Genomic DNA, 14,232 nt, shown 5'->3' with positions numbered 1-14,232 from the left:
GCGCAGTCGAAGGGTCAAAAGTCAAAAAGCTTAGAAGACAGGCTTTTGAACAATTTGAAATAGTTGCTTTATTTACGCCGTGCTGTACTAGTGCATTCGATTTGATCCCCCCTACGCCAGTTGCTAGCCTGTTTTAACGCTTACAGCGTAGCTGGCTCCCCTTAAAAAAGAAGGAAATTTAATTAAATCCCTCCTTAAAAAGGGAAATTTAGGGGGATCTACAAAGCTCGAATACAACACCATAAAAGTTTTCAGACATTCTCTAAAATCAAAAATGGCCTCTGAGTCTAACTTAATTTTCAAAGGCCATTTCAAAATTCCTAGGTAATTAGTAACGGCTACATTTTTAGAATATGCAAACTCCATCTGTGCGTGAGCAAAATACAATAAATCCTTTTTCAGCATTGATTCAGTTTTGGCAGGATGTGAAAGTAGTCGCTCAACCTTATTGGTATCCAACAAAAGCAGAAGGAAGAGCATTTTTAGATGTAATTCGCTCATGGGGAATGCTCATTCTCTTAGTATTATTAATAGTCGTAAGTGTTGGTGTAAATGCTGCAAATAGTTACTGGAATCGCTATGTAATTGATATCGTTATTGAACAGAGAAACCTTGATAAATATAATAGTACTTTATGGTTTTCTAGTCTCATCATTGTAGGAATAGTCTTATTAGTAACTCTTTTGAGATATGTCAGAAAAAAAATAATTCTTGATTGGTATAAATGGCTAAATATTCATGTTTTAGAAAAGTATTTAAGCAATCAAGCTTATTATAAAATCAATTTTCAATCTGATATAGATAATCCAGATCAACGCTTATCCCAAGAAATAGAACCTATTACTAGTATTGGTTTGAGATTCTCATCTTCTTTACTAGAAAAATCTTTAGAAATGGTCAGTGGTTTGATAATTATTTGGATAGTTTCTCCAGAAATCGCAATTTATTTAGTTATTTATACAAGTATAGGTAATTTAATAGCTGTTTACTTGAATCAAGGAATAAATAAAGTTAACCAAGAAGAACTTGCATTTAAAGCAGATTTTGCCTATTGCTTAACTCATGTTCGTAATCATGCTGAATCAATCGCTTTTTTTCAGGGAGAAGATGAAGAATTAAATATAATTCAGCGCCGATTTGATAATGTTTTAAAAACTGCTGAACGCAGGCTGAATTTAGAGAGGGGACAAGACGCTTTTGGTAGAGCATATCAGTCTGCAATTAGCGTATTCTCGATGTTCATTCTTACACCTTTATTTCTTCAAGATCAAATTGATTATGGACAAATTAACCAAGCTAGTTTTGCTTGCTTTATGTTTTCTAATGCTCTAGGAGAACTGATAGCCGAATTTGGGATTTCAGGGCGATTTTCTGGCTATCTAAAGCGTTTAGCAGAGTTTTCAGATGCGCTACAGGCTGCTAGTAAACAACCAGAAAATGTCAGTACTATTCAAATTTTAGAAGAAGAACGTTTAGCTTTTGAGAATGTCACTTTACAAACGCCAAATTATGAACAGGTAATTGTTGAAAATTTATCATTTGCTGTTGAGCCAGGTGAAGGGTTACTGATTGTTGGCTCTAGTGGTAGAGGTAAAAGTTCTTTGTTGAGAGCGATCGCTGGTTTGTGGAATGCGGGAACTGGTCGTCTAGTGCGTCCTCCCTTAAAAGAAGTATTATTCTTACCCCAACGCCCTTATATTATTTTAGGGACTTTGCGCGAACAGTTGCTCTATCCTCACACAGATAGAAAAATGAGCGATCGCGAACTTGAACACATTTTGCAACAAGTTAATCTGCAACACTTACTTACCCGCATAAATGGTTTTGATACAGAAGTTCCTTGGGAAAATATATTGTCGTTAGGAGAACAACAACGCCTCGCTTTTGCACGGCTATTAATTACACATTCTAGTTTCACTATCTTAGATGAAGCAACGAGTGCTTTAGATTTAAATAACGAAGGTAATCTATATCAACAGTTACAATCAACGAAAACAACTTTTATCAGCGTTGGTCATAGAGAAAGCTTATTTAATTATCATCAATGGGTGTTAGAACTTTCACAAGAATCTAATTGGCAACTTGTTTCTATGCCAGATTATCAATTGCAAAAAGGAATTGTTATTAAACCAGTTGAAAAGGAGCAAATTACGATAGATATTTATCCTAAGAATGAACTCAAAATAAAACTAGAATCAACAGTAAGTGCCACAATTATAGGATTTTCTCATAAAGAGCTTCAGACATTAACAGACTATTCTATTACTACCATCAGAAGCAAGGCTAGTCAAGAAAAGTCTGTGACTACTAAAGATGGTGTAACCTACCGCTATAACAAGAACCCAGAGGTATTGAAATGGGTAAGAGTTTAGTAAATATTTGTATATTTAAAAGTAAGTGATGCTAATTATAAACCAAAAACAATTAGTTACTTATGAATCTATTACGATTTATGAAACACATTACAAATTTCCTACTTTAAAAAACCCAAAACTAAAAAAATTTCAAAGGAAAATTAGAAAATGCCAAAGCTTAATTAAAGAAGGTACTAAATATCATTTTTATTTTTGGGGAATAATTAAATGTAAAAAAGAAATTAGTCAAAGAGAAACTTTAGCAGAGGTTAAATCATTAATCTCAAATTATACTCAAATTCTGGATTTTTTAGAAAATTATAAAAATAGTTATCAAAAATTTTTATTAAAATTTATAGATGACTGGAAAAATCTATTTAACCAAAAGTATGATGAAATTAGAAAAGTAAATGAGGAAAGAAGTAAGCTAGAGATAAAAAATCATAAAAATTTTCAAATAATTGACAAGTTAAAATGCGAGGAAGAAGAAAATTTAAAATCTATTTTACTGTTAAGTAATACTAACTTTTTAATTTTACAAAAAGTAAAACTACTCAGTGAAGGAATTAAAAATTTAGCGGAAGATACCAAAAATCAAAAGCAAGCTATTCAGAAAATACTTAAAGATATAGAGGTGTATCAAGAGATTTATGAATATCAAGTCAAAGCTACAAAAATTCGTCAAGAAATCGCAAAAATAGCTGAAACAGCAATTAATCTAGAAAACTCTCTACAAGATTACTTTAGTCCGTTTCAATCTTTAATAGATGATGTAGTAAAAGGAGATGCAGATTTTTACGCAATTGTAGGAGAAATTCAAAATTTAGCAAGTAGTACTCTAAATTCTCAAGTTAATTTATTAACAATACAAGATCCTAGTACGATATCTCATGACATCCTCAATTTATTAGTGGCAAGTTATGATAAAAAAGATAGACTGCAAGATGCTTTTTTTCAGTCAAAATTATTAGATTTACAGGTTCATGACTTCGATCTAAGTAAAAATGAGATAACTTTAAATCAAGCGATTTACCTAATATCTAATTATATGTCTACTCAACTGGTTGCTCAAAAGAAAGTGCTAGGGATAGAAGAAGCAGATATTGTTTCTCCTTATCCTCAACCTTTTATCGAGAAAACAGAATTGACGGAACAACCTAATAATGATATTGATATTGAGCTTCCCACAGAATTTAAAATTAATTGGAATATTGATTACAGTAAATTGCAAAACCTTCTTACACAGCACAAGTGGCAAGAAGCTGATATTGAAACAGCTAAATTAATGCTACAAGTCATGGGTAAGAATGATTGGAATGAAGTTTATAAACAGGATATTCTTAACTTTTCATGTGAAGCTTTTCATAAACTTGATCAACTTTGGCAACAATACAGTCATGGTTACTTTGGCTTTAGTATTCAGCAAAGTATTTGGAACGAAATAGGCGGTCAAATAGATTATGAAACAGAAAAAAGACTTGGCGATCGCCTGGGTTGGCGAAAAGAGGGAAACTGGTTAAATTACGACCAACTAACTTTTAAATTATCCCCAACGACACCGATGGGACATCTACCAGTTAAATGGTTATATTATGACCAAAATATATTAGACATACCTTCATATTCATCTACAACCCCCCTGTCAATGGCAGCTTGGCGAGTTGGATCTTGGCTAGTATGGCAGATGCATTTATTTTTTACTCGTGCCAAAACTTGTCATGAAATTTACCATGAGTGAATTAAACATTATTTAATTAATAATAGGAGAAAAAGCCAATGAATAACATGAATCTGTCAGATACAGAAATAGAAATTTTACTTCTTGGAAAATGGCGTTTTAATACAAATTGGGAAAAAAATTCTATCGAATTTAAAGATAATATGACTTATGAGCAAACTAGAATTCAAACGTTTCTTTTATCTAAACCTAGAGAATTTATCACGGGTAATAAATTTACTGGTGTATGGCACGTAAATGATAAAAGATTATGTTTAATTGTTAAAACTGTTCCTAAATCATTTTTCAATTTGCAAATACTGATATTATCTAGAGTAAATTTGGCAGATATGATAGCCAGCATCTACTCTATATTTGTAACAGAAAATTATGAGGTTATTGAAATTGATAAATTAAAATTTTTAATAAGCGACAAAAATCACAGAATTGCTGGTATAAAAATAAATTAATACTTATTTTATGCTTGTAATACGGTTGTTAAAAGTGCAACCGTAATTTAAAGCTAACCCAATATAAAAGTGTTAACTCGGTTTCAAGTATTAAAATTAACTTATTAGATAAACGCTTGTTGGAGAGTAAATGCAAAAATAAATGCTTGGAGTTTCAGTAAAAACCCTTCATATGTGACTGCATGAATCGATTTTGGGAAAACACGAGTGATACTACTAAACACGGTTTCAATATAATGCCGAGTAGATTGTTTAATGTATTGATTCCAGGGCAGGTCTTGACGCTTAGAATTCTTTTTCCGCATCACTTTTAACGATATCTGACTAGTTTCTTCGAGGTTATCCTCAACAGTGTAATCGGTATACGCTGAATCACCATAAACTTCACTACCATCTGGCAGATTTAACGGTAAAGCATTTAATGCACGTACATCAGAAGCGCTACCAGGCATGAATACGAATTCGACTGGAATACCAGTTTTAGTAGTTAATAACTGAACTCTAACTCCATAGAAATAGCGTTTTTTAGACGCGATATAACCTCTGTATTCCTTTGACTTGATTAACCGAACATTAAAAATCCGAATATTCTCACATATCGGTACTGGAAACGAGTCTAAAAGATATTCAGTAAAATTACTATTTTCTTTGAGTATCATACTGATTTGATGAAATAAGTCATTGATTAACATCGATACATTGTGTAATCGCCGATTATATCGTGATTTTTCTCACATATTGGGTATCAAGTTATGGTCTTTCATACAAGTACAAGCCAAGCTGTGATTCCCATTGAAGAACATTGCCGCCATTAATGCCGTAGTAATAATTTCTGCATCACTCATCTCACGACGGCAATCTTCATGATGCCCGATCGCCTTTAACAAGTCGTCAGTGATAGCATAGACAGTAATTATTTTGTTTAACATATACCCCTCCTATTTTTCGCTCTGGAGGGGATTTTATTACCTAAGTGACTTCTGGAGCGATCGCACTCCCGCATAACTAGCAACTTAGGTTAATAAGTATAAAGTTATGATCTTGGAACTTCCTGCTTACATCAGCGTGAAAATCAAGATATTTTGAGAATATACCTTGTTTAAATACTCGATAAATGTATAAAAATTGTCAATTAAGATGTTGAAACTGCAAATGTGACAGAAGGCACGATTGGCTTACCTAAATGATTATATTTTTCAATTGACTAAAAAATAATGACAAGAGCAACCACAGCATCACCCAAAAACTGGAACACACCGAAAATATCGCCATTAGTGGGTCTGATTCTGGGCATACTGATTCTGCTAACTTGCTTGGTGTATAGTGTAACTTTGGGGGCAGCAGAAATACCGTTAAACAAGATTCTGGAATCCTTTATCACCTTTGACGGTTCTTATGAGCATTTAGTGATTCAGACGGTGAGATTACCGCGATCGCTCGTCGCTCTTGTTGTAGGATCATCCTTGGCAGTCGCCGGCGCATTAATGCAAGGTTTGACACGCAACCCCTTAGCAGATCCAGGGATTTTAGGGATTGAGTCAGGAGCAGCATTAGCTGTAGTTGCCACAATTTTTGTGTTTGGCAGCCTCTCGTTAGGTATTTTAACCATTGTGGCCTTTTTGGATGCAGGCGCGACAGCAATATTAGTCTACTTTCTCGGTTCTTTGGGAAAGGGAGGAGCTACACCATTAAATATCACTGTAGCAGGCGCGGCGATCACGGCACTGATTTCTTCCCTCACTACTGCTATTCTCATCGTCAGTCAACGCACCTTAGAAGAAATTAGATTTTGGTTGGCTGGTTCTCTGGCGGGACGGGATTTCAACATCTTATTGTCAGCATTGCCTTTCGTCATGATTGGCTTAGTAGTTGCCTTTGCCCTTGGTAGACAAATTACTACTATGAGTCTGGGTGAAGATGTGGCTAAAGGCTTGGGTCAAGACACAGCTTGGGTCAAAATTGCGACCGCTATAAGCGTTGTTTTACTGGCAGGAAGTTCCGTCTCTCTAGCCGGGCCCATCGGCTTTATTGGCTTAGTTGTTCCTCATATCGTGAGATTTTTCATCAAAGCTGATTACCGTTGGATTTTGCCATACTCCGCAGTAGTGGGTGCAACTTTACTCTTAGTTGCAGATGTCGCTGCGCGTATCTTACTCAAACCCCAAGAATTACCCGTGGGAGTAATGGTGATGAATTTAGGGCGGGGTGAATATCCTATTTCGCCCTTAGATATCATCAAAACTGTACTGCGTATAGATACAGGCAACCCAGATCATACTTTTGTGATTTATAACCTGCGTCTACCCCTTACCCTGGTTGCTTTCATGGTGGGAATGGCACTGGCCGTTTCTGGGAGTATCTTTCAAGGCATCACACACAATCCATTAGCTGATCCCGGCATTATTGGCATCAATGCCGGAGCAAGTCTAGCAGCCTTTATAGTAATTGTATTATTTCCCTCAGCGCCCATTTACACTTTGCCTGTATCAGCCTTTGTCGGTGCTTTATTGATAGCTGGTTTAATTTACTCCTTGGCTTGGAATAATGGTAGTTCCCCCGTTCTATTCATTTTAATGGGCGTAGGTTTGTCTGCGATCGCCAATTTAAAGGGATAGTTAAAAAGCCTATAAAACATCTACATTTTTTGTGGACATGTAAATTTTACTTTTATTTCAGCAAGCTCTAACTATGCCTATCTCCATCTCCAGCCAAGTCTTCGACGAACTACTGCATCAGGGGAAGGTCATCCGTGAGAGGTTAGAATTGTGAGCAAGTCGCTTTTCTAACGGTGAATTTCGTGCAATAATTAAGAATCTTTCTTATTTAAAGAAAGATTATATAGCTTGCTGGGGTACTTATCGCCAGAGCGATCGCTATGACTATCACCATTTCACAACAAGCTGACTGGGAGCAACCATGAGCATCCCACATAGCATAGTATTGCCTTTTGGATAATTCTAAACAATGCCTCAGCCCCAATCATATATCAGCTTGATAATGACATTAATTATTATTAAACCATGACAAAAATTTTTACAGATACAGAGTGGGAAGAACTGTGGGTAGAAAGTGAGCAAAATGGCGCAATTTCCAGTCAATCAAAGGGAGTTGAAACTATCCACCAAGGGAAGATTTTAAATATCTCTAATATCTATGAATACTGGATAAAATTACGTAATGGATTGTCTATTTGTATAAATGAAAGGGAGTTTATTGATGATCTGGTGTGGGTTAAATATAGTTTAGATGAATTTCAATTTGGATTGAGTTTTTTTCTTTCAGGAAAAGTGAGAATTGAACGCCACGGTTTAACTAATGAGACTGATGAATCAGTAGGCAGATATTATTTGGAATGTAACTGTGATATCAAAGAAACGGAGTGGTGGAAAGCCGGTGAGAAGTTTTCACGCATTTATCTGAAAATCGAACCGCAGGAATTTTTTCAAAGTTTTAGCGAGGAAGAATTAGAACAAATACCAATTTCTCTGCGTCAAGCTTTAATCGGTGATAAGTTACAGCCCTATTACCACCAAGGGGAAATTACACAGCAAATGTGGATGGTATTATGTAATATTCTACAGTGTCCTTATCAAGGCTTGATGAAGCGAATGTATCTAGAAAGTAAGTCGATGGAATTGATTACGCTTCATTTTCAGCAATTTCAAGAGCAGGATATTCCTACAGTCAATCATTCCAGCCAGCAATTGGTCGAGCCTTTGATGAAAGTGAATTTAAGCCAACCAAGGGGACTCAGTTTGAAATTGGAGTCAAAGCAGATTTGAATGACAGGCTTTCAACTACATTGGCGTTGTACGATATTACCCAATCGAATATTGTAACTGACGATCCAGATAACTTAGGCTTTGCTGTTCAAACTGGAGAACAGCGTAGTCAAGGAATCGAACTCAGTCTCGCGGGTGAAATTTTATCAGGATGGAACATCTTTGCTAGCTATGCTTACAACGATGCCCGCGTGACTAAAGATAATATCATTCCAGTCGGGAACCGTGCATTGCAGACAACTCCCCATGCTGCCAGCTTATGGACAACCTACGAAATTCAACGAGGAGACTTACAAGGTTTGGGCTTTGGTTTGGGACTTTTTTATGTAGGCGATCGCGCCGGAGATGCTGGAAATACATTTGAAGTACCCAGCTATTTAACAACTGATGCTGCTATCTTCTACAAGCAAGACAGATTACGTGCTGCGATCAATATCAAAAACCTCTTTAATGTGGATTATTTTGAAAATGCCTTCAATCAATTGCGAGTCTCTCCTGGTGCGCCATTTACTGTGCAGGGAACTATTTCTTGGACGTTTTAAAAAGTCAGGGTTTTCATGAAGAGGTTTCTACGCCGTCTCACCTATCTGCTATGTCTGGGAATTGTGGCATTTATACTTGTTTGTGCCTGTAGCCAAAGTAACTATCAAGATGCCACATCTCCAACATCTTCAGCAGAAAATTGTCGAATCATAAAACATCCAATAGGGGAAACCTGCGTTCCACTCAATCCTCAACGGATTGTAGCTTTAGATATCCTGAGTCTTGGTGAAACCGTTGCTTTGGGTATCAAGCCAATCGCAGCAGCAATATGGTCTCGGACAGAAATCAATTCCGAAGTTCCCCCTTATTTGGCAGAAAGAATCAAAGGAATTGTTTTACATAGTTATTCTACTAGCCAACCCAATTTAGAGAAAATTCTGCAACTTAAGCCCGACTTAATCATTAGTCCTTCAGATCCGTCATCACGAGGGCAGTACAAGCAATTATCACAAATTGCTCCTACTGTATTAGTTCCTTGGGCGGAGATTTCACGAGATTGGAAACAACACTTAAAAGAAACCGCAAAAGTTTTTGATAAAACAGAGGTAGCTACTCAACTCTTAAATGGCTACTATCAAAGAGTTGAAAAACTAAAACAGAGATTACAGAATAATCATCTTCAGCCATTTCGGGCATCATTTGTGTATGTTAACTCTGGAGGAGTATATCTTGGTATGAAAAAATCCTTTTCTGGCACAATTTTAAATGATATTGGACTGCTATCTCCCAAATCATCTAATAATTTATCCTTGCCCATTTCCGAGGAAAGTTTTTCCGAAATTGATAGTGATGTTATTTTTATCGGATGTTATCAAAAAAATGATTGCTCTACTTTAGAAAAACTTCGGGGAAAACCCTTATGGTCTAAAGTTAAAGCTGTCCAAAACAAACAAGTATTTCCTGTAGATTTTCAGAGTTGGTATGGGTTTGATTTTCTGGCGGCTCATGCTGTAATGGACAATATTGAGAAGTATTTCGTCAACAAACCTCAAACTCGTGAAAGTAGGTCATTAGACCTCTTGCATAAATCAAAAACATAAGAACCCCACCCCGTCAAAGCTACGCTTTGTCTCCCCTCCCCGCAAGCCAGGAGGAGTGTTAGGGACTTTTGCAAGAGGTCTATTGAGTGTTGCTCCCTTGAGACATTTGGGTGAGGAGTTAAACTTGTGAAGATACCTTTGCGCCACTTAATTTCCCTATTTTTATTAGGAATTTTGATATTTATATCTGTTTCAGTTTGTAGCAGTATTTCTCTGCAAGTGAAAAACTCAAACTTTCAACAGCCAAGCACAGAGTGCCGAGTGGTAAAGCATAGCATGGGAGAAACTAATCATCCAAAATATTGCCAGGATATGGCAATTATGATATTGGGTATTTAAAATAAAATATTAGATCAGCATTAAAATTTAAGGTTCATTGCTTTTTTAATAAATGCGGGCTACGCCTACGCATCATCAATTACGAATATCATCAAGCTGAACAAATTTGTTCGATTGGTTCTGGGTCGGTTGAATCTGCGGTTAAACAGGTTGACCGTCGAACTAAGATTTCTGGGGCGCAGTGGAAGCGGGAAAATGTGCCTCAAGTCCTTGCCATCGTTGTGCTTACCTAAATAGATTATTGTCTGTTTGAGCCACTTGAAAAAGTGAGATGCTCCCATGCAGACTTGCCTAATTGGTTAGCAAACCAGAATGCAGCTTTTACCCTGACGCAATCAGCAGTCACTGCATTTTTGAATCCGCAAGTTGTGTTTTTACCAGTATGTGAGGTGAGTCAGAAAAAGACGAACACAGAAATATCTCCATCTCCAAGTTTGAGTAAAGTCACTCTGCAATTAATTCCAGAGTCAGCTGCCGCATCCCGAAATCAGTCTCCCTCATCAACAGAGTTTCCTAATCATCAAAAGACATCACAATCTCTTTCTTCCGAGGAGAAGAGTCTGGCAATATCCGCATCTGAACAAATCCCGGCACAAGATCGGGTAGTGCGGGTAAGTGCAGAAAACTTGAACCGGATTATGGGTTTAGCCGGGGAATCTTTAATCGAAGCTAATTGGTTACAACCCCATGCAGACTCGATGATGTCCTTAAAATGGCGTTTGGTAGAGTTATCGAGAACTTTAGAAAGATTACAGGATACTCTAGACCAGGGCAATTATGAACAAGATGGAAAACAGTATATAGAGGAAGCAAGATACAAAGAACAAGAGTGCCAAAACCAGTTAAGCGATCGCCTTTTTACCCCAAACAAGAGGTATTTCTAATGATGACACAAGTTTCAGCCCCTGTGCCAACAAAAGATCCGCTAACCACACAGGATCGCCAAATCATTGCAACTATCGTCAATCAGTCAGACTACTCCAAAAACTGCAAGCCCGAAGATGTAGTAACTATCTGGATCAATAATGATGATATCGTGTGGATGAAAATGACCCACGGCTATGCTAGATATCACAAAGAGCCTTTCAAACGTGCAGTAGCAGAAGTTAAAGCGAGTCTTTCTGCTCCAGTAGAGTGCAATCACAAGGAAGATGAGGAATTAAAACAAGCTTCTGAGAAAATTGGCTTGTTAGGTGATTGTGATTGGTTATCGTTGAGCATCCAATACTATCCTGATAAGATAATCGGTCATGCTGGTTGCTACACTTCACAGAAGCCTCAAATATTAACTCCGCCGGCTGAATGGGATTTTACACTGCCGAAGTGGAATATGCCTGCTGCCATCTGTCCAGACTGCGAAGGACATGGGTGCGGTAACTGTGGGTATTGCGGGACTCGTGCAGAAGACTTGTGTACGCTAGTGGACGGCTATCGACTGACCTATGTACGACGCACTGACCTCCAGACGGCTCACAACGTATATCTAGATGGTGAGTTTTTGGGCATACTCTTCAAGGTCAGAAACGCTGATGAAGTCTGGGAAAACGACCCCAAGACCTACTACTGGCAGTGTGGCGATGGAGTGCAGTATTGGAGTGTGAAAGAGGCTGTAGAGGTGCTATCCAGGGCAACTGCTCCAATTGAACTGCCGCAAGTTCGTCGGGAGTTGGTAGCAGCGTAAATAAAAAGGTGGGTATAGAAACCCACCACCAAGCTTTTCTCAACCTCGTAAAATAAAACACAGTTCGCCAGGGACAAAATGATCCAACAACCTCATGATAAATTTGCCAAGCAGTTTTTAGAAGAGTTACTTTCTCCCTTTGGGGAAGTAAAAACTAACAGGGAAGTAACTGATGAAACAAGATTTGTTGATGTGTTATTTTCGCCAACACCGACATCTGCAGTTGATGCAGAAACTTTAGGATTACTGGGTAGAATTGCGGTATTAAATACTACTTTGCTAGAACCGTTTTGTAATCAACCAAATAGAACAGAAGTACGTAGTTGCCTTCAAAAATTATTTACTGTGATTGCAGACGCGCAACGTAAAGCCAACAGGGAAGATATAACAATAGCGGAGAACGAGCTAGCACAACTGTGGATTATTTCTCCAAGTGCTTCCAAAGCTCTGCTCAAGGCTTTTGGAGCTAAACTAGACTTAGACAATTGGATGAGCGGGGTGTACTTTCTGCCTGAAGGAGTAAGAGCAGCAATAGTAGCGATTAACAAGCTACCGCGAACTCCAGACACGCTGTGGTTTAGGCTCTTAGGGAGGGGAAAAGTACAAATCCAAGCAGTAAGTGAACTGGTTGCCCTTCCACCAGAGAATCTTGTCCGCCGTAATGTTCTTGAAATGGTTTACAGGTGGCGTATCAGTGTAATGACACAGACAGAATTAACCAAAGATGACCAGGAGTTGATCATGAACTTAACTCAAGCTTACGAAGAAGCTAGAGCAGCAGCAGTACAAGAAGGTGTGGAGCAAGGTGTACAACTTGAACGCCGTCAAGTTGTAGAAAACTTGTTGAGATTTAGGTTTGGTTCTGTGGATGAAGAATTAGCGAGAGTGGTCGATAATTTGTTGCAGTTAGCACCAGATGACTTTGCAAGATTTTTACTGGAATTGTCTAGTTTATCCCGTGAAGAGTTGTTAGCAAGATTTAATTCACACTAGTAATCCGTAACTACAAATAATTAGTAATAGAAAGCGCTTTTGTGAAATCAAGAGCGCTGTTTTATTGGCTCTACGCTTCATATATCACAATTAAACGGCTGCGCCAATGCGAAAGTGAAAATGCTTTTGGTACAAACAAATGACCCCTCAAGAAAATGCCGAATTACTTGCTGCCTTAATGCGCCAAGAGGAACTACTCAACCTGAGTTCGGGTTAAAGATATGAAGGTAAAAGCCACTCTAGTTGAAGACTGAGTTTCTTCGGTTGGTGACAATAAGCGATTAATCCGCAAAGAACGTTAACACAGAAATTAACGGGGCTACGGTGTCTAGAATGTTCAATTTGAGAAATATTCTTGAGTTGGTCGTTAATCGTTTCAATAATGGAGCGTTTATGGGATAAAAGCAAGTCAAGAAGACGCATCAACTTATTTTTCATGTTGCGACGAGGTTTAGCAAAAAATTCAATTCCAAAGTCTGCTAAAAGTTGAGATGCTAATTTCTGGGAGACATAACCTCTATCAGCGAAGATTTTGCCAAACAAACCACTCAGTAAATCCTGTCCGGGCTGACGGTCATCAATATTACCGGGAGTTAGAATCACATTTAAGAGTTGACCAAATCAACAGTACGCTTTCTCGATATTTGGGTGATGAAGGTACTATAAAACATCCACAGGATCTATTTTTACCTCTGCCAAATCAAAAGAAAAAAGCCAGCTTTCGATTAAATCGAAACAAACTTATGACTCGTTGTTATGAGGTCGAAGGCATGGTCTATGAGAAGCCTGCGGTACAGGATAATTCACAGCAACTTCAGCTATTTTAAGCCATGTCCATACATAAACCACCAGTCATTAAATGTCCATACATAAACCACCAGTCATTAAAAGACATATTAGGTTACAAAATAGCTCTACAAAAGTAATCTATAGAGCTACTAGAGACATTCACAAATTGAGAAATAGCCACAAAGAAAGCTTCGCTTAATTGAAAGTGAAGAATAATGATTGAGGTCAACGATTATGGTACAAGCAATTGACAACCCTATCGCAGCGAATTTCCTAACTGATGCAGTAGTCGAGCGCCACAATTTCTCACAGTTAAATAAAACTCGCATTCGCTTTCGTATTCAATTAAAGAAAAGTACAAAGTCTGCTGCTCCTAAATGGGCAGATGTGCTAGTGCGATTCGTTGTTTAGTGAATCACGGTAATCAGTCCGTACATAACTAAACCAGCCCGACAGCAGATTACTGTCATTAAAGGTTGAACTCTCGGTCAGATGTAGGTGAAAGCCCTACCATTCAGACTCAG

General features: G+C 37.7%; 12 protein-coding genes and 3 pseudogenes. 12 read left to right on the top strand and 3 right to left on the bottom strand.

Annotated features, from left to right (window positions below; genetic code table 11):
• Window positions 1-353: 353 nt before the first annotated feature.
• From HWQ42_RS08815 to HWQ42_RS08805, 3 genes are read left to right on the top strand one after another with little or no spacing between them, the layout of a single operon-like run.
• Window positions 354-2,372: an ABC transporter ATP-binding protein/permease gene (locus HWQ42_RS08815; RefSeq protein WP_292811052.1), complete on the top strand. Its 2,019-nt coding sequence runs from the start codon at window positions 354-356 to the stop codon at window positions 2,370-2,372.
• 28 nt (window positions 2,373-2,400) lie between these two features.
• On the top strand, window positions 2,401-4,092 hold the full coding sequence (locus tag HWQ42_RS08810; RefSeq protein ID WP_292811050.1) for a GUN4 domain-containing protein: 1,692 nt from the start codon (window positions 2,401-2,403) through the stop codon (window positions 4,090-4,092).
• Between the two features lie 38 nt (window positions 4,093-4,130).
• On the top strand, window positions 4,131-4,541 hold the full coding sequence (locus tag HWQ42_RS08805) for a hypothetical protein (RefSeq protein WP_292811048.1): 411 nt from the start codon (window positions 4,131-4,133) through the stop codon (window positions 4,539-4,541).
• A 104-nt stretch (window positions 4,542-4,645) separates the two neighbouring features.
• Here the strand turns inward: HWQ42_RS08805 and HWQ42_RS08800 are convergent.
• Window positions 4,646-5,260, bottom strand: a pseudogene (locus HWQ42_RS08800) (IS982 family transposase); the annotation flags it as partial.
• Window positions 5,261-5,272: 12 nt separating this feature from the next.
• Complete coding sequence (locus HWQ42_RS08795) at window positions 5,273-5,470, bottom strand: hypothetical protein (protein WP_292811046.1); 198 nt, start codon at window positions 5,468-5,470, stop codon at window positions 5,273-5,275.
• A 285-nt stretch (window positions 5,471-5,755) separates the two neighbouring features.
• Between HWQ42_RS08795 and HWQ42_RS08790 the strand changes: the two genes are divergently transcribed.
• The 8 genes and pseudogenes from HWQ42_RS08790 (at window position 5,756) to HWQ42_RS08750 (ending at window position 12,919) form a co-directional block, all read left to right on the top strand.
• Window positions 5,756-7,156, top strand: coding sequence for an iron chelate uptake ABC transporter family permease subunit (locus HWQ42_RS08790; RefSeq protein WP_334813089.1), 1,401 nt, complete (start codon window positions 5,756-5,758; stop codon window positions 7,154-7,156).
• Between the two features lie 405 nt (window positions 7,157-7,561).
• Window positions 7,562-8,323, top strand: coding sequence for a hypothetical protein (locus HWQ42_RS08780; RefSeq protein WP_292811044.1), 762 nt, complete (start codon window positions 7,562-7,564; stop codon window positions 8,321-8,323).
• Window positions 8,218-8,865, top strand: a pseudogene (locus tag HWQ42_RS08775) (TonB-dependent siderophore receptor); the annotation flags it as partial. The gene HWQ42_RS08780 and the pseudogene HWQ42_RS08775, both read left to right, overlap by 106 nt.
• Before the next feature lie 15 nt (window positions 8,866-8,880).
• Window positions 8,881-9,906, top strand: coding sequence for an iron-siderophore ABC transporter substrate-binding protein (locus HWQ42_RS08770; RefSeq protein WP_292811042.1), 1,026 nt, complete (start codon window positions 8,881-8,883; stop codon window positions 9,904-9,906).
• Between the two features lie 407 nt (window positions 9,907-10,313).
• A pseudogene (locus HWQ42_RS08765) lies at window positions 10,314-10,498 on the top strand (ISKra4 family transposase); the annotation flags it as partial.
• Between the two features lie 34 nt (window positions 10,499-10,532).
• Window positions 10,533-11,129 carry a hypothetical protein gene (locus tag HWQ42_RS08760; RefSeq protein WP_292811040.1) on the top strand — a complete coding sequence of 199 codons (597 nt, stop codon included), beginning with the start codon at window positions 10,533-10,535 and terminating at the stop codon, window positions 11,127-11,129.
• Window positions 11,075-11,926, top strand: coding sequence for a hypothetical protein (locus tag HWQ42_RS08755; protein ID WP_292811038.1), 852 nt, complete (start codon window positions 11,075-11,077; stop codon window positions 11,924-11,926). Before HWQ42_RS08760 ends, HWQ42_RS08755 begins: the two co-directional genes overlap by 55 nt.
• A gap of 78 nt (window positions 11,927-12,004) precedes the next feature.
• Complete coding sequence (locus HWQ42_RS08750) at window positions 12,005-12,919, top strand: hypothetical protein (protein ID WP_292811036.1); 915 nt, start codon at window positions 12,005-12,007, stop codon at window positions 12,917-12,919.
• A gap of 213 nt (window positions 12,920-13,132) precedes the next feature.
• Here HWQ42_RS08750 and HWQ42_RS08745 read toward each other — a convergent pair whose 3' ends face one another.
• Complete coding sequence (locus HWQ42_RS08745; protein ID WP_292811034.1) at window positions 13,133-13,522, bottom strand: transposase; 390 nt, start codon at window positions 13,520-13,522, stop codon at window positions 13,133-13,135.
• 420 nt (window positions 13,523-13,942) lie between these two features.
• On the opposite strand from HWQ42_RS08745, the gene HWQ42_RS08740 reads away from it, so the two are divergent.
• Window positions 13,943-14,119 (top strand): hypothetical protein, encoded by a 177-nt coding sequence (locus HWQ42_RS08740; protein ID WP_292811032.1) that lies wholly within the window; start codon window positions 13,943-13,945, stop codon window positions 14,117-14,119.
• Window positions 14,120-14,232 lie beyond the last annotated feature (113 nt).

It is taken from the genome of Nostoc sp. JL23 (assembly GCF_017115065.1).
Lineage (GTDB): Bacteria > Cyanobacteriota > Cyanobacteriia > Cyanobacteriales > Nostocaceae > Nostoc > Nostoc punctiforme_A.
Note: the sequence above shows the minus strand (reverse complement) of the source record. Positions and strands in the feature narration are given on the sequence as shown.